At 69.8% G+C, this 24,262-nt stretch carries 19 protein-coding genes; 5 read left to right on the top strand and 14 right to left on the bottom strand.

Features of this window, described 5'->3' with window-relative positions; all coding sequences use genetic code 11:
• The first annotated feature begins 13 nt into the window (after window positions 1–13).
• From AC1D2H_RS16350 to AC1D2H_RS16360, 3 genes are read left to right on the top strand one after another with little or no spacing between them, the layout of a single operon-like run.
• Entirely contained in the window at window positions 14–1,642 is a 1,629-nt protein-coding gene (locus AC1D2H_RS16350; RefSeq protein WP_478011694.1) for a peptide chain release factor 3, read from the top strand.
• Between the two features lie 2 nt (window positions 1,643–1,644).
• On the top strand, window positions 1,645–2,373 hold the full coding sequence (locus AC1D2H_RS16355; protein WP_478011695.1) for a TFIIB-type zinc ribbon-containing protein: 729 nt from the start codon (window positions 1,645–1,647) through the stop codon (window positions 2,371–2,373).
• Between the two features lie 14 nt (window positions 2,374–2,387).
• Window positions 2,388–3,572, top strand: a complete 1,185-nt coding sequence (locus tag AC1D2H_RS16360) for a tetratricopeptide repeat protein (protein WP_478011696.1) — start codon at window positions 2,388–2,390, stop codon at window positions 3,570–3,572.
• Here the strand turns inward: AC1D2H_RS16360 and AC1D2H_RS16365 are convergent.
• A complete protein-coding gene (locus tag AC1D2H_RS16365) occupies window positions 3,569–3,796 on the bottom strand; it encodes a hypothetical protein (RefSeq protein WP_477931271.1) in 228 nt (75 codons plus the stop codon). The genes AC1D2H_RS16360 and AC1D2H_RS16365 overlap by 4 nt on opposite strands.
• Before the next feature lie 52 nt (window positions 3,797–3,848).
• Window positions 3,849–5,075 (bottom strand): hypothetical protein, encoded by a 1,227-nt coding sequence (locus tag AC1D2H_RS16370; RefSeq protein ID WP_477931273.1) that lies wholly within the window; start codon window positions 5,073–5,075, stop codon window positions 3,849–3,851.
• 119 nt (window positions 5,076–5,194) lie between these two features.
• On the opposite strand from AC1D2H_RS16370, the gene AC1D2H_RS16375 reads away from it, so the two are divergent.
• Together AC1D2H_RS16375 and AC1D2H_RS16380 are read left to right on the top strand one after the other, a co-directional pair.
• Window positions 5,195–6,286: a PQQ-dependent sugar dehydrogenase gene (locus AC1D2H_RS16375; protein WP_478011697.1), complete on the top strand. Its 1,092-nt coding sequence runs from the start codon at window positions 5,195–5,197 to the stop codon at window positions 6,284–6,286.
• 62 nt (window positions 6,287–6,348) lie between these two features.
• Window positions 6,349–8,499 (top strand): Ig-like domain-containing protein, encoded by a 2,151-nt coding sequence (locus tag AC1D2H_RS16380; RefSeq protein ID WP_477931277.1) that lies wholly within the window; start codon window positions 6,349–6,351, stop codon window positions 8,497–8,499.
• A gap of 17 nt (window positions 8,500–8,516) precedes the next feature.
• Here AC1D2H_RS16380 and AC1D2H_RS16385 read toward each other — a convergent pair whose 3' ends face one another.
• The 12 genes from AC1D2H_RS16385 to AC1D2H_RS16440 form a co-directional block, all read right to left on the bottom strand.
• Window positions 8,517–8,936: a hypothetical protein gene (locus AC1D2H_RS16385; protein ID WP_477931279.1), complete on the bottom strand. Its 420-nt coding sequence runs from the start codon at window positions 8,934–8,936 to the stop codon at window positions 8,517–8,519.
• Window positions 8,937–13,153: 4,217 nt separating this feature from the next.
• Complete coding sequence (locus AC1D2H_RS16390) at window positions 13,154–13,540, bottom strand: DUF971 domain-containing protein (RefSeq protein ID WP_478011698.1); 387 nt, start codon at window positions 13,538–13,540, stop codon at window positions 13,154–13,156.
• Window positions 13,537–14,514 (bottom strand): HEAT repeat domain-containing protein, encoded by a 978-nt coding sequence (locus tag AC1D2H_RS16395; protein ID WP_478011699.1) that lies wholly within the window; start codon window positions 14,512–14,514, stop codon window positions 13,537–13,539. Before AC1D2H_RS16395 ends, AC1D2H_RS16390 begins: the two co-directional genes overlap by 4 nt.
• 6 nt (window positions 14,515–14,520) lie before the next feature.
• Entirely contained in the window at window positions 14,521–15,342 is an 822-nt protein-coding gene (locus AC1D2H_RS16400) for an ABC transporter ATP-binding protein (protein ID WP_477931284.1), read from the bottom strand.
• Window positions 15,339–16,163: an ABC transporter permease gene (locus AC1D2H_RS16405; RefSeq protein WP_477931286.1), complete on the bottom strand. Its 825-nt coding sequence runs from the start codon at window positions 16,161–16,163 to the stop codon at window positions 15,339–15,341. Before AC1D2H_RS16405 ends, AC1D2H_RS16400 begins: the two co-directional genes overlap by 4 nt.
• 4 nt (window positions 16,164–16,167) lie before the next feature.
• The gene (locus tag AC1D2H_RS16410) at window positions 16,168–17,559 is read right to left on the bottom strand and encodes an ABC transporter substrate-binding protein (protein ID WP_478011700.1); all 1,392 of its coding nucleotides are present in this window, start codon (window positions 17,557–17,559) and stop codon (window positions 16,168–16,170) included.
• Window positions 17,560–17,569: 10 nt separating this feature from the next.
• Window positions 17,570–17,818, bottom strand: a complete 249-nt coding sequence (locus AC1D2H_RS16415) for a 4Fe-4S dicluster domain-containing protein (protein WP_378990811.1) — start codon at window positions 17,816–17,818, stop codon at window positions 17,570–17,572.
• Window positions 17,819–17,841: 23 nt separating this feature from the next.
• On the bottom strand, window positions 17,842–19,569 hold the full coding sequence (locus AC1D2H_RS16420; RefSeq protein ID WP_478011701.1) for a fumarate reductase/succinate dehydrogenase flavoprotein subunit: 1,728 nt from the start codon (window positions 19,567–19,569) through the stop codon (window positions 17,842–17,844).
• Entirely contained in the window at window positions 19,566–20,417 is an 852-nt protein-coding gene (locus tag AC1D2H_RS16425) for a GntR family transcriptional regulator (RefSeq protein WP_478011702.1), read from the bottom strand. Before AC1D2H_RS16425 ends, AC1D2H_RS16420 begins: the two co-directional genes overlap by 4 nt.
• A gap of 197 nt (window positions 20,418–20,614) precedes the next feature.
• A complete protein-coding gene (locus AC1D2H_RS16430; protein ID WP_478011703.1) occupies window positions 20,615–21,382 on the bottom strand; it encodes a hypothetical protein in 768 nt (255 codons plus the stop codon).
• Between the two features lie 3 nt (window positions 21,383–21,385).
• On the bottom strand, window positions 21,386–23,434 hold the full coding sequence (locus AC1D2H_RS16435) for a hypothetical protein (protein ID WP_478011704.1): 2,049 nt from the start codon (window positions 23,432–23,434) through the stop codon (window positions 21,386–21,388).
• A gap of 11 nt (window positions 23,435–23,445) precedes the next feature.
• Complete coding sequence (locus AC1D2H_RS16440; RefSeq protein ID WP_478011705.1) at window positions 23,446–24,078, bottom strand: PEP-CTERM sorting domain-containing protein; 633 nt, start codon at window positions 24,076–24,078, stop codon at window positions 23,446–23,448.
• Between the last annotated feature and the right edge of the window lie 184 nt (window positions 24,079–24,262).

Consider the following 24,262-nt stretch of genomic DNA (forward strand, 5'->3'; position numbering starts at 1 on the left):
CCAGAAGAACTCAATGTCCGAAACCACCGCCAGCCGCATCGAGACGGAAGTCCGCCGCCGCCGCACCTTCGCCATCATCAGCCACCCCGACGCCGGCAAGACCACGCTGACGGAGAAGCTGCTGCTGTTCTCGGGTGCGATCCAGATCGCCGGCTCGGTGAAGGCGCGCAAGGCCAGCCGCCATGCGACCTCGGACTGGATGGAGATCGAAAAGCAGCGCGGCATCTCGGTGGCGTCATCCGTCATGCAGATGGAATACCGCGACTGCGTCATCAACCTGCTGGACACCCCGGGCCACCAGGACTTCTCCGAGGACACCTACCGCGTGCTGACGGCCGTGGACGCGGCGCTGATGGTCATCGACGCGGCCAACGGCGTCGAACCGCAGACCCGCCGCCTGCTGCAGGTCTGCCGCGCCCGCAACACGCCCATCCTGACCTTCGTCAACAAGATGGACCGTGAGGTGAAAGACCCGCTGGCGCTGATGGACGAGATCGAGCAGGAACTCGGCATGACGGTCGTGCCCTTCACCTGGCCGGTCGGCATGGGCAAGCAGTTCCACGGCGTGATGGATCTGCGCCAGCAGCGCATGCGCGTGTTCGCCCCAGGCGAGGACCGCGCGGCCGGCACCGAGGAAGTGCTGGAAGGCCTGGACAACCCGGCCTATGCGGAGCGCTTCGGCATGCAGTACGAACAGGCCGAAGGCGAGATCGAGCTGGTGCGCGAGGCCGCGCCCGAGTTCAACCGCGAGGAGTTCCTGACCGGCAAGCAGACGCCGATGTTCTTCGGCTCGGCCGTCAACAACTTCGGCGTGCAGGAAGTGCTGGACGCCCTCGTCGAGCTGGCTCCGCCGCCGGATTCGCGCGTCGCCATGCAGCGCACCGTGCAGCCTGAGGAACCCAAGTTCACGGGTGTGGTCTTCAAGATCCAGGCCAACATGGACCCGGCTCATCGCGACCGCATCGCCTTCCTGCGTGTGGCCTCGGGCCGATTCGAACGCGGCATGAACCTGAAGGTGGTGCGCTCCGGCAAAAGCCTGCGTCCGAACAGCGTCGTGACCTTCATGAGCCAGAAGCGCGAGCTGCTGGACGAGGCCTTTGCCGGCGACATCATCGGCATCCCCAACCACGGCGTGCTGCAGCTCGGCGACACCATCACCGAAGGCGAGGCCCTGCAATACACCGGCCTGCCCTTCTTCGCGCCGGAAATGTTCCGCGCCGTCGAAGTGGCCGACCCACTGAAGACCAAGCAGCTGCGCGCCGGCCTGACGCAGCTGGGCGAAGAAGGTGCCATCCAGGTCTTCCGCCCCATCGCCGGCAGCGTGCTGCTGCTGGGCGCCGTCGGCCAGCTGCAGTTCGAAGTCGTCGCCCACCGGCTGGAGCACGAGTACGGCTGCAAGGCCCGCATCATGCCCAGCCGCTTCCAGGTGGCGCGCTGGGTGACATGCGACGACGCGGCCGAACTCAAGCGCTTCATCGACGCCAACGACCACCGCATGGCCTACGACGCCGTCGACGCACCGACCGTGCTGGTCGAGTACGCCCCCGAGCTGCGCGCCATCGAGAGCAATTGGCCCAAGATCAAGTTCCACGCGCTGCGCGAGCACGCGGGCTTGGTGTTCCAGCAAAGGCTGGACGGCTGACCGTGCCCGGCAAGCAGCGCCCCTGCCCCTCCTGCGGCGACGCGATGCAGGTGCACGACCTGCCCGGCCAGTACGACAGCCGGGTGGAGATCGACTTCTGCTTCGGCTGCCAGGGCATCTGGTTCGACAGCATGGAGAACCTCAGGCTGGCGCCGGCGGCGGTGGCCACGATGTTCAAGGAAATGAACCGGCACCGCGACGAGCCGCATGCACCGCTCGCCGGCCGGCTGCGCTGCCCGGAGTGCCGCGGCGGCCTCGTGCAGGGCTTCGACGTCGTGCGCAGCGGCCGCTTCATCACCCACCGCTGCGAGAGCCGGCACGGGCGCTTCAGCAGCTTCGCGTCCTTCATGATCGAGAAGGGCTTCGTGCGACAACTCACCAGGCCCGAGATCGCCGACATCGCCAAGAAGGTCGGCGTCATCAACTGCAGCAACTGCGGCGCGCCGGTGGACCTGCGCAAGGAAGACGCCTGCTCGCATTGCCGCTCGGCGCTGTCGCTGCTGGACCCCGAGGCCGTCGAGAAGGCCCTGCAGAGCTATGCCAAGGCCTCCGCCCCGCATGCCCTCCCGACGACGGCCGTGGCCGATGCCCTCGTCGCGATGGCGCGGGAGCGCTCGCGTACCGAACGCCTGGACGCCTGGCCGGCCGAGTCCAGGCTGACGGGCGCCGGCCTGGCCGTGGACCTGTTCGCCGTGGGCCTGACCCTGGTCAGCAGCCTGTGGGAAGACTGAGGGACGACTGCCCCATGGCCAAGCCCACCGATTTCGACAAGGGCCTGGCCCTGCACCAGCAAGGCCGTCTCGCCGAAGCCGAGCAGCATTACCGCCGCCTGCTGCGCACCGCACCGACCCACTTCGATGCCCTGCACCTGCAAGGCGTCATCTGCGGCCAGACCAACCGCTTCGACGAAGCCCTCGAGCTGCTGAACCGCGCCCTGGCCCAGCGCCCCGACAGCGCGCCGGCCTTGAACAACCTCGGCAACACGCTGGGCAGCCTGGGTCGCCACGAGGAGTCCGTGCAGGCTTTCGAGCATGCGCTGGCGCTGCGGCCCGCCGACGCCAAGGCCCTGCGCAACCGCGGCACCAGCCTGCGCGCGCTGGAGCGGCCCGAGGAAGCCCTGGCCAGCTTCGACGCCGCCCTGGCCCTGCAGCCGACCTACTCCGAGGCGCTGGTCGGCCGCGCCGAATGCCTGCTGACCCTGCACCGCCGCGGCCAGGCCATCGCCACCTTCCAGCAGGCCCTGGCGCTGGGCAAGGACGTCGACCAGATCCAGTACGCGCTGGCCGCGCTCGGCGTCGGCAGCCCGCCGTCGACGGCGCCGGCCGGCTATGTCGAGGCGCTGTTCAACATGTATGCCCACAACTTCGACGAGCACCTCGTCCAGAGGCTGGGCTATCGCACGCCCGAGCTGCTCGTGAACGAACTGCAGCGCGCCCTGCCGGCTGCGGGCGGCGAGGTCATCGACCTCGGCTGCGGCACCGGCCTGTGCGGGCCGCTGCTGCGCCCGCTGGCGGCCAAGCTGACCGGCGTGGACCTGTCCGGCCTGATGCTGGCCAAGGCGGGCGAGCTGGGCCTGTACGACGAGCTGGTGCAGGGCGACATCGCCCAGGCGCTGCAAGGCCAGCCGCAGCGCTTTGACATCGCCGTCGCTGCCGACGTCTTCGTCTACATCGGTGACCTGGGCGACGTCTTCACCGCCACCGCGGCCGCGCTTCGGCCGGCCGGGCTGTTTGCCTTCTCCGTCGAGGCGTGCGAGGACAGCAGCGACTTCCGCCTTGGCGCCAAGCGCCGCTACGCCCATTCGCTGGCCTATCTGCAGCGCCTGGCAGCCGCCCACGGCTTCACACTCGAGTCGTCGACGCGCTGCGCCATCCGCAAGGAAAACGACGAAGCCGTCGAGGGCCTGCTTGTCGTGATGCGGCGCGCCTAGCGCAGCTTCTTCGCGTAGTTGGCCTGCACGAAGCGGCTGATATAGCCGCTCAGGCCCCGCCCGACCTGGGCCAGGCGCTTCATCTCGTCGACTGCTTCGGCTCCCGGCTGTTTGGCGTCGTAGACATAGACCGAGCCGTCGACAAAGCGCACGGCGATGCTGGCCGGGCCGAGTTCATAGGCGACGACGCCTGACTCGCCGCTGCGGTTGAGATAGCGCTGCATGGCGGGTTGACCGGCAATCGGCGTGCCGGGATCGCCAGCGCAGGCGGCAGCGCTATTGCCAGCTGCCGGCCGGCCGCCCGGTCAGCTCCTCCACCCAGCGCCAGGCATCACGCTGACGTTGCGCCACGGCTTCGAAACGACTTTCCATGCCGGCGTCCAGCGCCGCGCGTTGCTGTTCGCAACTCTTGAGGCAGGCCGCCGGGCGCTCACCGTCGGCCAGGGTCTTGATCGACGCGTCCGCAAGAAAGCCCCATTTCAGCTGGCCCGGCAAGCTGGCCAAGCGCTCGGCGCAGCTCTGCTTGCAGTTCATGTCGGCGAGTTTCAGCCGGCAGGCCGGCCGGTCCACGGCTTGCGGCTCGAGCGCATGGAATTGGCCGAAGAATCCGATCTCCCGCCAATCGACAGCCTGCAACCGCAATGCCGTCGGGCGGCTGCCCGGATTCAGCCGCAGCAGCAGGCGGAAGATGTTGTGACCCTGCAAGGCCTGGCCCGCGAGGCCCAGCGCCTGGCGCTGCTCAGGGCTGGGCTCCCAACTCCGCACATACCTGTGCGGCTGGACATGGGATATCGAGTCGGAACGCATCAGCGCCGACGACGACGCCAGCCCCTGGGTGGCCGCCAGTTGCTCCAGCAGGGCGGTGTGGATGGCCGGAAAGCTCGCCGCGGCCCGTTCGGGGAAGACGTCGCTGGCCCAGCGCTCGATGGGGCGATCCCACTGCAGCGAGGCCGGTATCCGCAGCTGCGGCAGCCCCTCCAGCATCACGGCCTGCGAGGGGCTGACGACCAGCAGCACCAGCCATTGCGCGCGATCGGCGCCCAGGCCAGGCAACAACTTCGCCAACGGCAGGGCGTCACCCGCTTCCTCGGGCAATGCCAGTTGCCAGGCTTCACCTTCACAGCCACCGGTCGCGCAAACCGGGTGCGCCAGGGCTTCACGTTCGCCCGGCCAGTGGGCGCTGCCCGGCGGGTGAATGACGCGCGCCCAGGCCAGTGCCGTCGAGCAGGGGTCGGCATCCCGCCGTCGCTGCAGCCGCGGTGCGCCGAAGCGTTCCAGCTGCATCAGCGCCTGCGCATCGGCCGCACGCCAGGGCATGGCCCCAAGCCAGGCCCGCGGCGCGCGCACGATGACGCGGCTTTGCGCGCCGTCCCGCACCCACAGCATCACCGGCCAGGCGCCGCTGGCGTCTGCATCGGCGCGGCCGACGATGACATCCACCTCCGAGGGTTGGGCCCGCGCCGGCGCTGAAACCCAGCAGGCAATCAGCAGTCCCAAAGTCATCCACACCGCAGCGCGCATCCGCCCTCCCCGAGTCATGTCATTCACTGGATCGGGATGCTAGCGAGACCGTGGGCTGCGATGATGCAAGCCCCCCCGCGCCCTGAGTTGAGTCCACGCCGATGAGCAAGCGTCTTCTCCCCCTTCTTCTCGCCCTCGGCTGCAGCCTCGCCCAGGCCGCCCCCGAACTCGAAACCGTCGTCGAGGGCCTCAAGACGCCCTGGGCGGTGGCCTTCCTGCCCGATGGCCAGTTCCTCATCACCGAGCGTGACGGCGCCCTGCGCACGGCCAAGGCCGGCGGCAAGCCCAGCGCACCGATTGCGGGCGTTCCCGCGGTCGATGCCGTCGTCCAGGGCGGCCTGCTGGACGTCGTCACCGACAGCGACTTCGCCCGCAACCGCACGATCTACTTCTGCTTCTCGGAGCCCGGCGCCAACAAGACCAACAGCACGGCCCTCGCCCGTGCGCGCCTCAGCGAAGACCTGAAGCGCCTGACCGACGTCAAGGTCATCTTCAGCCAGAAGCCCAAGGTCGAGAGCAAGCACCACTTCGGCTGCCGCATCGTCGAGATGCCCGACGGCAAGCTGATGCTGAGCATGGGCGAACGTTTCAGCGGCATGCAGAGCGCGCAGACGCTGGACAACCACCTCGGCAAGATCGTGCGCGTCGGCAAGGACGGCAGCGTGCCGGCCGACAACCCCTTCGTGAACACGCCCGGCGCACTGCCCGAGATCTGGAGCTATGGCCATCGCAACTCGCAAGGCCTGACCCTGGACGACAAGGGCCAGCTCTGGGAACACGAACACGGTCCGCAGGGCGGCGACGAGCTCAACCTCATCCGCCCGAAGCTGAACTACGGCTGGCCCGTCATCACCTATGGCGAGAACTATGGCGGCGGCAAGATCGGCGACGGCATCTTCGCCAAGGYCGGCATGGAGCAACCCATCGTCAAATGGGTGCCCTCCATCGCGCCCTCGGGCCTGGTGCGGCTGAAGAGCGCCAAGTACGGCCCGGCCTGGCAGGGCAACTTCTTCATCGGCTCGCTGAAGTTCGGCTATCTGGAGCGCGTCAAGCTCGACGCTGACAACCGGCCCGCCGAGCAGGAGAAGCTCTTCCCCGACGCCGGCCGCATGCGCGATGTGCGCGAAGGACCGGACGGCCTGCTCTACCTGGTGCTGGAAGCCCACGGCCGCATCGTCCGCGTGAAGCCCTGATCAGATCCTCCGGGATTTTCTGGTTCAATCGCGGCGAAAAAAGATGACCCAGGGAGTTCCGCATGTCCACCGAGCTGGGGCGCCGTGATGGCGCCATGTTGCGCTGTGCCCTCGGCGCTGCGCTGATCTCGACCCTGACCGCCTGCGGCGGTGGTGGGTCCGACGCACCGGCACCGGCACCCGCGCCGGCTCCTGCACCGGCCGCCGTGGCTGCTGCGGATGCCTATTCCGTGGCCTGGAACACCGCTGTCGCGCTGGGCGTGACCGACAACGACACCGTCACGAATGGCAGCGCCAGCGTGACGGTGGATGCCGCCCCGCTGCACGGCACGGCCACCGTCAACGGCACCAAGATCAGCTACACGCCCAATTCCGGCTTCTTCGGTCCCGACAGCTTCAGCTACAAGCTCAGCGTCGGCACGGCCAGCCAGTCGGCCACGGTCAAGCTGACGGTGGAGGCCGCGCTGACTTTGCAGGGCCAGGTCACCGATGCACCCGTCGCCAACGCCACCGTCAAGGCCGACGTCGGCGGCCAGAGCTTCACGGCCATTGCCGATGCCAGCGGCCGCTACACCCTGGCGGTCAAGAGCAGCCAGCCTGGCGACTTCGTCACGTTGACCGCGACAGGCGCCGGCACCCAGTCCAAGGTCGTCCTCACCAGTCTGGCCGGTGAGTTCGGTGGCCTCGCGGCGGCGTCCAGGGATGGCAAGCTGGCGGCCGAGCAGAACGCCGCCCTGAACCTGACGCACCTGAGTGCCGCGCAGGCCGGACTGATTGCCCAGGCCGGCGCACAACCCGGGACCGCCGCGGAACTGGTGGCGGCGCTGCAGCGGCTCGGGCCGCAGTCCGTGCTGGACGCGGCGGCCACGGCCAAGCTCGTCATCGACGGCGGCGTCGCCCTGCCGGCCGGTGCGGCCGACACCCGTGCGCTGCTGACCAGCGCCGCGGCGCTGAACGGCTTGCGCACCAGCCTGCGGCGCGACAGGCCCGGCGAATTCGAAGCCGCCCGCCAGGCCACGCTGGGCGACCCCGCCCTCAACGCACCGCCCCCAACGCCGACGGCCAACGGCGCCCCGGTGACGCTGATCTACAGCTATGGCGACGAGGCCGGCGCTCAGGCCGTGCGCACGCTGACGCTGCGTTCGGATGGCACCGGCACCGAGGTCAGCGATCGGCCGCGTGCCGTGCATTGGACCGCCAGCGCCCGCGCGATGACCGTCACCTACGACCAGCCCCCCGTCGAGGCCTACCGTGCCTACGACTATGCCTACCTGGGCCTGCTGGAGATCAGCGAAGACGTTCCCTTCCAGCTCACCCGCACGGGCTTGACCCTCAGCGATATCGGCGGCCCGCAGAGCACGTCGCTCGCCAAGGTCGCACGGCAGGGATCCGTGACGCGGATCCCTCCCAATCAGTCGCGCAGCGAACGGCGCGTCGAAAGTGGCGACCTCATGCGCCGCCAGATCGACACGCCGGCGTTCAAGGCCGAGGATTTCGCGGTCGGCACGCAATGGGCCGGCCTGTCCGCGCCGCTGTCCCTGGACGCCAACGACGTGCTGGAACCCCATCAGGACATCGCGACGGTCACGTCGGCCACCGAACTGACGTTGTCGCGATCGGGGCTGAAGGGCAGCTGGCGCCTCGTGGACGGCAAACTGCGGGTGGACTTCGCGCACGTCTCGCATCTGTACACGCTGCTGGGCAAGGGTGCGCGCGGCGATGCGCGCTGGCTGCTGCAGGACCTGGGAGCGGACGGCAGCCCGCAGACGGCCGTGGAAGTGAGCGTGATTCCGGTGGCGATCCCGACGCTGGACCGCGCCTTCTGGCAGCACAGCTTCGCGTCCAACGTCAGCGTCTTCTACGGCCAGGGCGTCGCCTACCAGCTGCGCAGCGACGGCCGCTTCGGGCTCCAGTTCACCGTGCCGGGCGAGCCGACCTCCACCTTCGACTTCAGCCGCCGCGAATGGCGCCTGCTGGCCGATGGCCGCCTGGAAGCGGTGCGCACCTACGACGCCAACTGCAGCGTCTACCAGCCACTCCCCGGCCAGGGCTCATGCGCGCTGTCGCAACTGCGTCAATGGCAGCCGTTGCTGCGCATCGGCGACACCGTCTGGGTGATGCAGCTGGGGCCGGTGGTTCTCGATACCGACGGGACCGTGGTCAGCAACGCAGACCGCTGGACGCTGGTGGCGCTGACGCTGCAGGCCGACTGACGCCGGCCCGTCTCGCCTCAGGCAGGCAGCCACACCAGCATCATTGCCGTCAGATTGATCAGCATATGCGGGAGGGTCGCGGCGGCGAAGGCGCGGCCGAAGCCCAGCGGCCGCCAGGCCAGGTAGCCGCAGCTCAACACGAAGAAGCTCCAGAAGGTGCCGAAGAACCAGAGCAAGCCGTGCGCGCCGTGCAGGCCGCCCCACAGCACGCCGGAGACTGCGGCGATGAACAGGGGCTGGCTCGACAGGCGGCCCAGCAGCCACAGCAGGCCGCCCAGCAACAGCGTCTCGGCCAGGGGTGCAAAGACCACCGCACCGAAAAAGTCCTTGAACGAAGCCTCGCGATCGGGTGGCGCGAAGGCGGTCGTGTCCACGCCCAGCGCCACGGCCAGCCCATAGGCCAGGCCGACGAAGGCCGCGCTGGGAAGCAAGGCCACCGGCCACGCCAGCAGGCAATGCAGGGTCAATGACGGCGCACGCCGCGCAGTCACGAGGGCCAGCAACAGGCTTGGCCAGGACGTCCGCGGTTCTTCTTCGGTCGGGACTGTGGGCAAGGGTGCGAGAACGGACATCAGGGAGGAGATGCAGAGCGTGGATACGACCGCTGCACTATCGCATCCGCCCGGCAAAAGTCGCATCTCGCTGCACCGGCAGCAGCACCCCGCGCACCCGCGACAACCCCCGTCGACGTCCTCTTGCGCTGTGTTGGAATGCCGCGCACAGGGAGAGACACGATGAAGCGATTCGCGACGACGCTGTTGTGCCTGCTTGCCGGCCTGACCGTGCATGCCGCACCGCTGACACCCGCTGACTTGCCCGCCGCCACGCGCGACTGGCTGCCCTGGGCGCTGCAAGGCCAGCCGCCGCTGGGCTGTCCGGTTGGGGCCGCCGAAGGGGAGACGCCGGTCTGCGTCTGGCCCGGGCGGCTGCAGCTCGGCGCCGGGGCTCGCGAGGCGACGTTCAAGCTGGAGGTGCAGGTCTTCGGCGCGCCGGCCCGCGTGGCCCTGCCCGGTGAGCCCGGCGCCTGGCCGCAGGACGTCAAGGCGGGCGGCAAGGCGCTGGCCGTCGTCGAGGCGAGCGAGCATCCGGCCGTCTGGCTGGCGCCGGGCGCCCATGTTGTCGAAGGCCGCATCGCCTGGGCAGAGATGCCGCAGAACCTGGCCGTGCCCGCCAACCTCGCCACCATCGTCGTGACCAGCGACGGTGCCACCCAGGCCCGCGCGCCCGACGGCGAAGGCCGCATCTGGCTGCGCGCCGGGGCCAGCCCTGCCGAGGCCAGCGACAGCGTCAGCGTGCAGACCGTGCGCCTCATCGACGACGAACTGCCGCTGACGGTAACCACCGCCTTCGACCTGCGCGTTGCCGGCCGCGCCCGCGCCGTGGAGCTGCCGCTGGCCCTGCTGCCGGGGCTGCGCGCCATGCAGCTCGACAGCCCACTGCCCGCCCGCCTAGCCGACGACGGCCGTCTCATCGTGCAGGCCCGGCCGGGCAACTGGCACATCGAGCTGCGCGCCCGGCTGATGGCGCCGGTGCAGGCGCTGAAGCTGCCCGAGGCGGCGCCCGACGAGGAGGTTTGGGTCGTCAAGGCAGCGCCGGCACTGCGGCTGATCCGCCCCGAGGGTCCGGCCAGCGTCGACCCACGCCAGGTCGAGATGCCCGAGCCCTGGCGCGCCCTGCCGGCCTTTCGCCTCAAGCCTGGCGAGACGCTGAAGCTGAGCGAGCTGCAACGCGGCAACGCCAAGCCGCCACCGGACGCGCTGAAGCAGATGCGCCGCCTCTGGCTGGACTTCGACGGCGTTGGCCTGACGGCGCAAGACCAGTTCGATGGCCAACTGTCGGCCAGTGCGCGCCTGGCCATGACCGCACCCGGCCAGCTCGGTCGTGCGGCCATTCACGGCGAAGACCAGCCCATCACCCGTCTGTCGAACGACGACCGGGCCGGCTTCGAAGTGCGCGAGCGCGAGTTCAATGCCCGCGGACGCGCTCACATCATCGAGGCCGACAGCCGCTGGCCGCGCGACGGCACCCTGCCCGCCAGCGGCTGGAGCATTCCCGTCGACGGACTGGCTGTCTCACTGCAGCTGCCGCCCGGCTGGCGCCTGCTGCACGCCCAAGGCCCCAGCAGCGCCAGCGACGCCTGGTTGGCGATGTGGACGCTGTGGGACTTCTTCTTCGTGCTGCTGGCCGCCCTGGCGGCCTACCGGCTGCTGGGCTGGCGGGTCGGCCTGCTGCTCGGCGTGGCGCTGGTGCTGACCTGGCACACGCCCGGCAGCCCACCCGCGGTGCTGTGGTTCGGCCTGCTGGCGCTGACGGCCCTGGCCCGCGTGTTGCCGCTGGGGCGCGCCCAGACGGCGTTTGCGCGCGGCCGTATCGCGGTAGCGGGGATGCTGGCGCTGTTGATGCTGCCGTTTGCGGTGCAGCAGGTCAGGGAGGCGATCTATCCGAGCCTGGAGCGGCCTGCGGTGGGCGCCGGGTTCCTCATGACGCGCAGCGGCCCGCCGGCAGCTGCCGACATGCGCATCATCGAAGAGAAGGTCATGCCCGCTCCCGAGATGACCATGCCCGCGCCGCCGGGGAAACGGGTCGGCAGCCTCTCGCCCGCACCCTACATCCCCTCGCCCTACGCTCCCACCGAGCGCATCGACCCCAACGCCCGCGTGCAGACCGGCCCCGGACTGCCGACCTGGACCTGGCGCGGCCACATGCTCACGTGGAGCGGCCCGGTCACGCCCGAGCAGACGCTGCGGCTGTGGTTGCTGCCGCCCTGGGCGACGGCGCTGATGAAGCTGGCCGGCCTGGCGCTGCTGGCGCTTGCGCTGATAGTCGTCACCGGCTTGAAGCCGCCGCCGCTGCGCGCGCCACGCGCGACTGCCAGCGCTGTCGCGGCTGCCCTGTTGCTGCTGCTGGGCCTGACGCCCCAACCGAGCGAAGCCCAGGCCGGCTGGCCCAGCGACGAGCAACTCAAGGCGATGCGCGACAAGCTCGCCGCGCCGCCCGACTGCCTGCCGCGCTGTGCCGAGCTGGCCCGACTCTTCGTCAGTGCCTCGGGCTCGACGGTGCAGCTGCGCGCCGAGATCCATGCGCAGACGCTGGTGGCCGTGCCCCTGCCCGGCCAGGGCACCGGCTGGCAGCCAGGCAGCATCACGCTGGACGGCCAGCCGGCCGCCGCGCGGCGCGATGACGAAGGTCGGCTGCTGATCGCCGTGCCGGCCGGTGTGCACCAGGTGGTGCTGAGCGCTGACGTGGGTGGCGCCAGCGGCCTGGACATCGCGCTGCCGCTGCCGCCGCGCGCGCTGCAGAGCGACTTGAAGGGTTGGGCCCTGGCCGGGCTGGACCCGCGCGGCGAGAGCACCGGCGCCATCACGCTGAGCCGCGAGGCCGGCTCGGGCAGCAGCCGCACCGAGGACGCCGGCACCCAGCGCGACGCGCTGCCGCCGCTGGTGCGCGTGGACCGCCGTCTGCAGCTGGGCCTGCGCTGGCAGGTGACCACGCAGATCCAGCGCATGGCCCCCAGCCGCGCGCCGCTGCGCGTGCGCTGGGCCCTGCTACCCGGCGAGGCGGTCAGCGATGCCCGCGTGACGGTGGAAGGCGGCGTGGCCAGCCTGCAACTGGGCGGCGATGACGCGGCCGAAGTCGCCAGCACGCTGAAGCCTGCCGAGGCACTCACGCTGACCGCCGGCAAGGAGCCCAACCAGGTCGAGCACTGGACGGTGGACGCGTCCGCGCAATGGCATGTGGAATCCAGCGGCCTGGCCGCCACGGCGCTGCAGCAGGGCGGCCAGTGGCAGCCCGAGTGGCGGCCCTGGCCCGGCGAGACGCTGAAGCTGACCGTGAGCAAGCCCGCCGGCGTGCCCGGCCAGACCCTGACGCTGGACAGCGCCCGCACCTCCATCTCGCCGGGAGAGCGCAGCAGCGACGTCGGCCTGGACCTGAGCCTGCGCGCCAGCCTCGGCGGGCCTCACGTGCTGAAACTGCCGGCCGGTGCCGAGCTGCTCGCCGTTCGCATCAATGGCAATGTGCTGCCCTTGCAGCCGCGCGATGGCGCGTTGAGCCTGCCGTTGACCCCCGGTCACCAGTCCGTGAACCTGCTCTGGCGCGAGCCCGGCGGGATGGGGACGCTGTGGCGACACGAAGGCGTGACGCTGGGCCTGCCCGGCGTCAATGACGAGCTGATGCTGAACGTGCCGCAGGACCGCATCGTGCTCGCCGTCGGCGGGCCGCTGATGGGGCCGGCCGTGTTGATCTGGGGCGTGCTGGTCGTCGTGCTGGTGCTCGCCTGGTTTGCCCCGCGTGGCCTGCCCGGCGTCATGGCGCGGCCGGCGTGGCTGATCCTGGCCCTGGGCGTGGCACCGGTGTCGCTGTGGGCGCTGGTGCTGCTGGCCGGCTGGTTCGCGCTGCTGGAAGCGCGCCGGCGCTGGACGCTGGCCATGCCGAACACGGCGCGCTGGCTGCGCATCCTCTTGCAGCTGCTGCTGGTGCTTTGGACGCTGTTCGCCATCGGCGCCTTGCTGGACGTGCTGCGCACCGGCCTGCTCGGCTACCCGGACCTGCTGGTCGCCGGGCCGCAGTCGAGCAGTCATGTGCTGATCTGGACCTCGGACCGTTTCACCGATCACACGGCCGGCGCTTGGGTCTTCAGTGCGCCGGTCTGGCTCTACCGCGTGCTGATGCTGGCCTGGGCGCTGTGGCTGGCGGCGTCGCTGCTGCGCTGGGTGGGCTGGGCCTGGGCCGCGTTCAGTGCGGGCGGGGCCTGGCCGGCCAAGCCGGCGGTGGTGGTCGTGGCAGACGACAGCTCGCGCAACCAGACCCAGGGATAGATGCCGCGGTCGTGGCCGTCGCTGAAGATGAGCTGAAGCGCATAGCGGCCCACGGGCACGGCGTCCACCAGCAGGACAGGCGCGGCCTGCGGCGCCCGGGCTCGGCAGGCGCCGCAGCGGCAGATGGCGCGCAGCTGGGCGGCGGGCAGGTCGGCCGTACCGTCGGGCCAGCGCAGGCGCAGCGTGGCGGGCGTCAAGTCGACAGCTTCTGGCAGCTCACTCATCGGTCCACTCCAGTGGGTACGCCCAGGCGCTGCAGCGACAGGCGCACGGCCTTGCGCACCTCGGGGTCGGGATCGGCGGCAGCCGCCTGCAGTGCGGGCACGGCGGTCGCGTCGCCGATGTCGCCCAGCGCAATGGCCGCCTCCTTGCGCAGGTTGCCTGCCGGGTGGATGAGGGCCTGGCTCAGCACCGGCAGGGCCTGCGCATCGGCAATACGGCCCAGCGCCCGGGCAGCGCGCAGGCGCACCTGCCAGTAGTCGTCGTCCATGGCCGCACGCAGTGCGGTGGCGGCGGCCGTAGCGCGCAGCTTGCCCAGCGTCGAAGCGGCTTCCTCGCGCACGGTCCAGGCGGCGTCCTGCAGGGATTCGCACAGTGCTGCCTGCACGCTGGCGACCTGCTCGAGCGCTGCCAGACCCAGCGCACCGGCGGCGGCGCGGCGCACTTCGGTGTCGGCGTCGGCGATGACGACGCGGGTCAACAGCGGCAGGGCGGCCGCGTGCTTCAGCCAGCCGAGCACCGCGACGGCTTCGCGGCGCACGCTGGCATCGGCGTGCTGCAGCGCCGCGAGCGCAGGCGTGGCGGCAGCCGGCAGGCGCAGTTCGCGCAGGGCGCGCAGGGCGGCGGCACCGATGAAGGCGTCGGGCGAGGCGGCGTGGGCCAGCAGGCCTTCGCCGGAGCGCGGGTCTTTCAGCTCGGTGAGGGACTGGGCGGCGGCGGAAGCGACTTCGGGCGTGTCGCTCAGTGCAGCGGCCAGGGCATCGACGACGGCGGGCTCGTCCCAGCCGGCGAGCGCCCGCGCCGCCTCGGCACGCAGCGTGGGGTCGGGGTCGCGGCGCAGCAGCTGGGCCAGGGCGGGCAGCAGGGCTTCGTCCTCGACGTCGGCAAACGCCAGCACGGCGACGCGGCGCACGCCGGGGTCGGGGTCGGCCAGTCGTTGCAGCAGCTCCTGTGCGTCGGGATCAATCAGGTCGGTCATGTCGAGTCAATTCGCAAAGCGCCAGCGTGGCGTACCAAGAGGGGTCAGCCGCTCCAGCGGCGGCGCGTGGCCGTCCTCGCGCAGCAGGGCCAGGCAGCGGCGCTTGAGCTGCACGAAGGCGGGCTCGGTCAGCAGGGCCGCGTCGCGCGGGCGGGCGAAGTCCAGCTTCAGCTCCTCGACGATGCGGCCCGGGCGCGGGCCGATGACGAGGACGCGGTCGGCGAGGAAGAGGGCTTCATCGATGTCGTGGGTGACGAAGACGACGGTGGTGCGCATGCGCGCCCACAGCGCCAACAGCAGCTCCTGCATGCGGCTGCGGGTGAGTGCATCCAGCGCGCCGAAGGGCTCGTCCATCAGCAGCACGCGCGGGTGGTTGATGAGCACGCGCGCGATCTCCACACGCTGCTGCATGCCGCCCGACAGCTCGCGCGGATAGCGGCGCTCGAAGCCTTGCAGGCCGACGAGCTGCAGCAGCTCGTGAGCGCGCTGCTCGCGCTCGGCGCGCGGCACGCCCTTCATCTTCAGGCCGTAGCCAACGTTGTCGAGCACGGTCTTCCACGGGAACAGCGTGTGCTGCTGGAAGACGAGGCCACGGTCGGGATCGGGGCCGGTGATGGGCTCGCCGTCCAGGCTCAGCCGGCCATGCGAGGGCGACAGATGGCCGGCCAGTGCGCCCAGCAACGTGGACTTGCCGCAGCCCGAGGGGCCCAGCAGGCAGACGAACTCGCCCGGCTCGATGGTGACCGACAGGTCGCGCAGCACCTCGAAGCGCGCCGCGCCTTCGCCGAGTTCGATCGACAGGTGCTCGACGGTGATGCGTCCGTTCATCGCTTGCCTCCCTGCCAGGGCATCAGCCGCGCGCCCAGCCAGGTGATGACGGCACTGCTGCCCATGCCCAGCGCGCCGATGACCAACATGCCGACAACGATGTTGGGATAAGCCTGCACCGTGTAGCTCTCCCAGGTGTAGTAGCCGATGCCGTACTGGCCGGCGATCATTTCGGCCGTGACGAGGCAGAACCAGCAGGTGCCCATGCCGATGGAAAGGCCGGTCACGATGCTGGGCGCCGCACCCGGCGCGACGACCTCGGTGAAGAGCCGCCAGCCCTTCGTGCCCAGGCCGCGGGCCGAGGCGATCAGGCGGGCGTCCACGCCTTCGACACCATGGATGGTGTTGAGCAGGATGGGGAAGAGCGCGCCGACGAAGGTGATGAAGATCATGCTGCCCTCGGACGAGGGGAACATCAGGATGGAGAGCGGAATCCAAGCGACGGCGGGGATGGGGCGCAGCACCTCCAGCGGCGGCAGCAACAGGCGGTTGGCCAGTGGCAAGCGGCCGATCAGCAGACCCAGTCCCACTCCCAGCACGGCCGCCAGGCCAAAACCGGCACCGACGCGCAGCAGGCTGCTGGACAGATGCGGCCACAGCTTGGGCGACTGCGCCAATTGCCAGGCGGCCTCCAACACCTCGGCCGGCCTGGGCGTGTTGGCGAAGGTGACGAAACCGAGGTGCAGGCGCCAGGCGCAGGCCAGTTGCCAGGCCAGCAGGCAACCGGCGAGGGATAGCAGTTGCAGCGTGAGCCGCGTCAACGACGGCCACCAGATCGGGCGAGGTGCGACCTGAGCGGGCGCGGGCAGGACGGCGCTCATGGCATCACCGCGCCTTGGCAGCCGCCTGGGCGCCGGCAAAGTCCAGCGCCTTGCCCTTCACCGCGGCGGCATAGGCGTTGGCGGCGTCCTTCTGCAGGAAGGCGCTCAGCTGACCGTTGGCATCGGCGACGAAGGACGCGTTGGGCGCCAGCAGCTTGATGCGGTGCACGAGGTCATGCACATAGATGCCGCGGGCCTTCTTGCCTTCGGCTTCCAGCTTGCGCAGGTCGGCCAACGCGCCCTCGATGCTCGCGTAGTGGCGCACCTTGGGTTCGCCCACCAGCCAGATGCCGGCCGCGCGCTGGAAGTCGGTGATGGGCTTGCCGGTGACGGCGTCATTGGCCTTCAGCGCCAGCTTGTCGTAGTTCTTCAGCTTGGCTTCGTAGTCGATGCCGGAGGCCTTGAAGGCGGCGCGGATGTATTGGTCGTCGACAAAGGTCTCGGCCTTCAGCGGTGACTCGCGGCCCATCAGCTTCAGCGTCTCGATGGAGGTGGCCAGGGCCTTGCGGTACTCGGGCTTCCAGGTGTTGTCGCGGGTCTGCAGGCCCAGGGGTCCGTGGTACAGATAGCTCACCGCGGCCTCGATGCCGGTGACCTTCTCGATCAGCTCGCTGTACTTCTCGGGCTCGGCGGCGATCAGCTTGTCGGCCTCCAACGCGGCGCGCAGGAAGGCGACGACGATCTCGGGGTACTTCTTCGCGTAGTCGGCCGCGACGAGGGAGCCGTGATACGTCGGCGCCGATGCTTGCGCGCCGTCGTAGATCTTGCGCGCGATGCCGCGGTGCTCGAAGAGCTCGACGAAGGGCACGAAGTCGGCATGGGCCTCGATCTTGTTGGCCTGCAGCGCCGGCCCCGCCACTTCAGGCGCCTGCGTGATGATGTTGACGTCCTTCTGCGGGTCCCAGCCCTGGGACGCGATGGCGCGCAGCAGCATGCCGTGAGCCGTCGACGCGAACGGGACGGAGATCGTGCGGCCCTTCAGCTCCGACAGCGACGTGATGGTGGACTGCTTCGGGACCACGACGCCGTTGCCGCTGCCCAGGGTGCTGCCCGACAGCACGGTCAGGAAGAGGCTGGCCTTGCCGGCCTTCAGGAAAGCCGCGCCGTTGTTGGAGCCGGGGAAGTCGGCCATGGAGCCGATGTCCAGCTTGTCGGCCACCATCTCGTTGGTCAGCGGCGCGCCGGAGGTGAAGTTCTTCCACTGGATGTCGTAGGTGACACCCTTGTACTTGCCGTCCTTGGGCAGGTATTTCTCCAGCAGCTTGAGTTCACGGATCAGCAGGCCGCCGGTGGCGCAATTGATCGTCGTGTCCTGCGTGCCGATGGCGACGCGAATCGTTTCTGCCTGCGCCGAGGCCAGCGCGAGAGACAGGGCCAGGAGAGCGAGTTTCTTCATGACAGTCAGTTCAGCGGAGGAGGTAGGGGATCTCGACGTGGACGGCGCCGGTGGGACAGTCCTTCTCGCAGGGCATGCAGTACCAGCACTCGTCGAACTTCATATAGGCCGTGCCCTTGCTGAGGTCGATGGCCAGCACGTCGAGGGGGCAGACATCCACACAGACGGTGCAGCCCTTGTGGGCGATGCACTTGTCGGCGTCGACGGTGACGGGCACTTGAGAGGGCGTCAGCGCCTGCGGGCGGATCGGGGTGGTCATGGCGATGCTCATGAGGTGGTCTTTCAAGCGGGCACGGTTTCGGCCGGAATGCGCAGCCGTGCATAGGCCGAGCTGTCGGCCTGGGCGATGGGGACGATGTAGGGCTCGATGGCGCGCTTGAAGCAGCTCATGCGGCCTTGCGCGTCCTTGTGCAGCTGGGCGTGGACCATCCAGTCCGCGTCGTTGCGCTCGGGGTAGTCGACCCGCGCGTGGTACAGGCCCCAGCGGCTCTCGGTGCGGAACAGCGACGCGCGTGCGGCCATCTCGGCGCAGTCACGGATGAAGTGCACTTCCATGGCTCGCATCAGCTCGTGCGGGTCGCGGGCCTGCAGCTGGTCGAGGTCTTCGCGGATGCCCTCGAAGCGCTCCAGCCCGATCTCCATCTTCTTCGTGACCTTGGGCGGCTGCAGGTAGTCGTTGACCATGCGGCGCAGCTTGAATTCGACCTGGTTGGGCGGCAGGCCCTTGTCACGCAGCAGCGGCGCCTGGACACGTTGACGCTCGGCTTCCACCTGGTCGGCATCGACCGGCGCGAAGTCATTGGCAGCACAGAAGGCTGCGCTGCTCTCTCCCGCCAACTTGCCGTAGACGAAGGCGCCCAGCATGTAGTTGTGCGGCACGCTGGCCATGTCGCCCGCGGCGTGCAGGCCGGCCACCGTCGTCTGCGCGTGCTCGTTGACCCACACGCCCGAGGCCGAATGGCCGCTGCACAGGCCGATCTCGGAGATGTGCATCTCGACCATGCGCTCGCGGTAGTCGGTGCCGCGGCCGGCGTGGAAGCGCCCGCGGCTGGGCCGCTCGTTGGTGTGCAGGATGGTCTCGATCTGTTGAATCGTTTCCTCGGCCAGATGGTCCAGCTTCAGGAACACCGGGCCGTTGCCGCCCTGCAGCTCGCGGTAGAACTCCCACATCATCTGGCCCGACCAGTAGTCGCACTCGATGAAGCGCTGGCCCTGGGCGTTGGTCGTGTAGCCGCCGAAGGGTCCGGTCACATACGCACACGCCGGGCCGTTGTAGTCCTTGATCAGCGGGTTGATCTGGAAGCACTCGATGCCCGACAGCTCCGCACCCGCGTGATAAGCCATGGAATAGCCATCGCCCGCATTGGTCGGGTTCTCGTAGGTGCCGAACAGATAGCCGCTGGCCGGCAGGCCCAGGCGCCCGGCGGCGCCGCAGCTGAGCACGACGGACTTGGCGCGGATGACGTGGAAGTCGGCCGTGCGGCAGTCGAAGGCCATCGCGCCGGCAATGCGGCCCTCGTGCGTCAGCAGGCGCGTCGCGACGAGGCGGTTGGTGATCTCGACGCGCGTGCGCTTGAGCTGGCGATACAGCACCTTCTTGATGTCGTGGCCTTCGGGCATGGGCAGCACATAGCTGCCCATGTGGTGGACCTTCTTGACGGCATAGTCGCCGGTCTCGTCCTTCTCGAACTTGACGCCCCAGCGGTCCAGCTCCTCCACCATCGCGTGGCTGTTGGCCGCATAGGCCATCACGGCCTTCTGGTTGACGATGCCGTCGTTGGCGACGGTGATCTCGCGCACGTACTGCTCGGGCGTGGCGTGGCCGGGCAGCACGGCGTTGTTGAGGCCGTCCATGCCCATGCTGATGGCGCCGCTGCGCTTCACGTTGGCCTTCTCCAGCAGCAGCACGCGCAAGGCCGGGTTGGCCTGCTTGGCCTTGACGGCCGCCATCGGTCCGGCGGTGCCGCCGCCGATGACGAGGACGTCGACTTCGGTTTCTATGAGGTTCATGTCGTCAGTGGTGCCCGGCCGCCCGAAACCGCTGACGCGCCCCCTCGGGGGGCAGTGAGCGAAGCGAGCGTGGGGGCTGTTGTTGAATCGGGACTGCGTTGCAGGCGCAGCCGGTACTGGAAGTTGTCGGCGCGGCAGTACAGGTGCTCGTAGTCGAGCGGCCGGCCGTCGGCGCCGTGGGTGAGGCGTTCGATGTGCAGCAGCGGCGCGCCGCGCTCCACGCCAAGGAGTGCGGCCTGTTCGGCGTCGGCAAGCTGGGCGTCCATGACGAGGTCGGCGTGACCGAGCGGCACGGCGCAGTCGGCTTCGAGGATGCCGAAGATGTCGCGCACGGCGAGGTCCTCGCGGGCAACGCGCTGACCCAGGGCCAAGGGCAGCCAGGTCAGGTCCAGCGACACCGGCTGCGAGCCGACGTGGCGAACGCGGCGGATCTCGGTGACGGGCTCGTTCATTGCAAGCTGCAGGCGCTGGGCGACTTCCTCGGTCGCGGGCACCGTGCTCACAGCCAGCAGGCGGTTGTAGGTGTCGTGCCCCAGCGCGCCCATGGCCTCGGCAAAGCCTTGCAGCCGGCCCAGTTCCTGGAAGGGCTTGGTGGGGGACACGAAGCTGCCCTTGCCCGCCACCTTGAAGATGACGCGCTCCTTCTGCAGGTCGCCCAGTGCCTGGCGCACGGTGATGCGGCTGACGCCGTACAGGCCCATCAGCTCACTCTCGGACGGCAGGCGGTCGTGCGGCTGCCAGGCGCCGCTGACGATGCGGGCACGGATGTCCTCGCGGATGCGGCTGTACAGCCGCACGGCGGCGGGGCCGTGGTGCAGCGGGGCGTCAGCGCGGGTCGGAGAGAGCATGGGTGAGAGGGCCTGACCTGTCATGTCAGGTGCTCTCATCGCAAGCGCTGTGCCGGGTGCATTCGGCACCCCGGATTGGCGCCGTTTCTTCTATGAAGACAGGGGCTTCTGGCAGGCGCCAGCCAACTCGCCGCGGTGCCTATAAATCAACAGACTGCTGCGCCATCAACAGCTGGCTGTTGATTTTTCAACAGCGCTCAGCCGCCCTGGCGTTGCAACTGGTAGTCGCGCAGCGCCCGCTGCAGCGATTGCTGACGCGTGCCGGGTTGCAGCTGGCCGACGACCTGCTCGAAACGCGCGACATTACCGGCGTTCAGGAAAGGCCGGATGTTGTCGGCCACCGACTGCGCCGCCTGCCAGCCGCCGGTGTGCACGAGGCCGATGAACATGTCGTCGAAGCCGCTGCTCAAACCCAGTTGCTGCCACTGCTGCAGCACCGGGTAGGCCTTGCCGAGCAGCACGGCGTCATAGGTCTTGCCCAGGGCTGCGACCGCCGCGGCCGTCGTCTCCGCGGACGGCGGCAGCCGGGCGGCGAGGGCCAGCGCCGCGGCCTGCACATGGCCGTCTGGGAAGGCCAGCAGTTCGCGGGCCCAGGCCGCCTGCTCGGCCGGGCCGCCATGAGCGGCGAGCCGGTCCAGCTGCTCCAGCAGCAGGCGCACGACCTCGAAATGCTCGTCCATGCCTTCGCCACGCGTCAGCCGGCAACTGTTGGCGGCATGGCACTGGGTCAGCGTGCGCAGGGCCTGGGCCGGCTCTGCCGTGGTGAGCGACGCCACCGCGGCCGCTTCGATATCGCGAATGGTCGGCGGCGACGTGGGCGAGGCGCTGGCCGGAGACAGGGGCTGCAGGGCCTGCGGTACCGGTGCGGCCGCCACCGTGGTGGGTGCGGAATCGTCGTCCTGCGCCCACCACAGTCCTGCGACGACCGCCGCCGTGGCAGCGGCCAGAGCCAGCTTCGCCTTCATAGCTCAGGGCTGCAAGGCCAGGAAAGCGGCCGCCGGCCAGCGATTGGTCCGGCACCAGGCCGCATTGCCGGAGCGCGCCAGGCAGGCGTTGACGAGGGCCGTGCCGAAGGGACCGTAGACATCGATCTCGGCGGCGCCATTGCGGGTGACGGCCTCCGTGCAATGGAAGCGGTGGGCCAGGGAGCGCGCGGCACCGCGCGGGCAGTCGCCATTGCCCGTGGCGGCGGCCGCCAGGGCCTTGCTCCAGATCGGCAGGGCCAGCGCGACGCCATCGACGACCGTCGCGCGGTTGGCCGTGCAGACCGCGCCACCGCCGCCGTCCACGCAGGCCTGCGTCGCCGCGGCGGTGAAGGGCCCATAGGTCTGGCTCGCGCTCATGCATTGGCGCAGGTGGTTGTCGTAGCGCGTGCCGTTGGGGCAGTGGGCGTGCTTCTGTGCCGACGGCGCTGCCGTCGGCAGGGCCCAGCTCGCCAGCGTCGACGCGGGGTAGAGGTTGCCGGCAAAGATCCAGCCCTCGCGCAGCACGCCGTCGTTGTGCAGATACTCGACGCGGTAGTAGAGGTTGTTGGCCGATGCGGTGCCGAACACCTCCTTGACCTGCACGGCCGTGTTGGCCGGGATGGCCACCAGCAGGGCGCCGCCCGGCGTGGCGCGCATATTGAGGTTGGGCACGACCTTGACCCAGTCGCCCGGATAGGCAATGGCGCCGGCCCCTGAAGGCGCCGCGCCCACGGCCAGCGAGGCCTGCGTGGCGGCAGTGCCGGCGTCTATCCAGCCATCGGTCAGCACGCCGTTGACGAGGGCGCGGATGCGGTACAGCCGCGTCTGCTGCTGCGCGCCGCTGACCATGAAGTCCAGCACCTGATAAGTGCCCGCCGCCGCCTGGCCCAGCACCATGCCGTTGGGTGCCGAGCGCAGCGCCAGCGGCTGCAGCGTCGCGATGGCGCTGGCGAGCGACTGCAGGCCCGGCACCTGGGCGCGGCAGAGCTGGTGGCGGTTGTGGTCGATGCGGGCGTAGTTGGCCGTCTGCGCCACGTAGACCTGGGTGATGCTGCTGTCGTCGAAGTTCGCGCGGCCGGCCAGGCAGGCGGCGTCGCGCACATCGTCCACGCATTCCAGCGTGCTGCCATTGAGCACGCAGGCCGCGCTGCCGACCTGCAGCAGCTTGCCGGCCTCGACGTTGCCGCCCACCGGCACGGGGCATTGCGGACCGTCGTCCATCAGGCAGGCCACGTCGATGCCGGCGGCCTTGCCGAGGTCGGCCACGTCGGTCAGCCACAGGCGGGCGTCGTAGTTGTCGCGGTAGCCGTTGTCCTTGGCGACGTTGACGTCCGACGCGTTCTGCCAGCGGCAGACCTTGGTGGGCCCGCCGTTGTAGGCCGACCAGGCCGAGCGCGCGCGGCCACGCCAGTACTCGTCGACCTCGGCCGTGGTGCCGGTCGGCGCCGTCACGCCACCCAGGCAGGACGCGGGCGCGGCCTCCCACGCGGCGTAGTAGATGTCGATCGCGTAGGTGAAGTTCTGCATCATGTTCCAGCCCTTGCCCTGCTGGAGCTGGACGAAGTGATAGCGGTCGTCGACCTGCATCATTCCGTGGCCATGGCCGCTGTCGCCGCGCATCATCTTCAGCGTGTAGGGCTGGCCGGCGGCGAGCTGCGCATCGCGGTAGTGGGACCAGAAGGTCTCCTGGCGCAGCGTCGCGAAGGTGCCGCGCTGGAAGGCCTCCAGCTCGCGCGCCGACACGCCCGGCTTGCGCGAGCGCAGATAGCGCTCGCTCGCGTCGCGGATGACGGGGTACATCGCCTGCATATAGCGCTTGCGCTCGTCGACGAGGCTGGCCGATGCGTCATTGAAGATGGTGCCGCTGTAGTTGCCACGCACGAAGCTGTCGGGGCCGAAGGCATTGGCATCGCAGCCCGACGGCGCGCGGCCATGCGTCCAGGTGCCGCCGACCTTGTTGGTGCAGGCCCAGTCATTGGGCGTGGGGGTGTAGGCCGCCTGGGCCTGGGAAGCAAAGCCAAGGCACAGGGCGATGAGGGCAAGGGTTCTCATGGCGGCTCTCCTCAGCGCGAACGACGGCGGGCCGCGATGGCCACCAGGCCTGCCAGCAGCAGGGCCACGCTGCCGGGCTCGGGCACGGCTGCCACGTCGCCCACCCGCACGGCCCAGGCCTGGGCCAGGGTGTCCGTGGCGAGCTGGTCCTGCAGGCCCATGCCCATGAAGAAGCTCAGGCCCCAGCCGGGCTCGGTGGCCGTACCGGTCCAGAACACCGGGCCGACGGCGTTGTTGGCATCGACGAGGCCGCTGAAGGGGCCGGCATGGGTGAGGCCCGCGGACGTGTTGCCGAGGCTGACGTAGAAGAGCCGGCCCAGCTCGCTGTTGAAGCCCGCGTTGTTGAGGCCGACATCGGTCGAGCCGTCCTCCGAATAGTCCAGCTGCAGCGCACTGCCATTGACCGGCAGCACGGCGGGCAGGCGCCAGTCGTCGACGCCGCCGAAGCTCAGCGACGCCGCCCACTGCGCCGCGTCGGCCTGGGTGAGCAGCCCGCCGGCGCTCGCGTCCACCAGCCACGTGAGGTGGGTCTGCGTGTCGTAGACCATGCTGCCGTTGGCGCGCGACTGCAGCTCGGCACGTGCCGGTGCACCGATCAACAAACCAGTTATTGCCAGGACGGCAATCAGCGTCTTCTTGGTCATGGGGCGAGGGCGACGGCGTCGCGTGAGCTGGAGGCGGGTCGGATGGTCCGCAAACGGCTGTGCAGCGACCATCGGGTTAGTCCGACATGGCTCTGCCAATTCGAGCGGGCCGCATAACCACCGGGAATGCCACCCCGCCGCTCGCGAAGGCGGGCTTTCCTGGCGTCGGCGGGACAATCCAGGC

Source organism: Roseateles sp. P1_C1_2 (assembly GCF_056406535.1).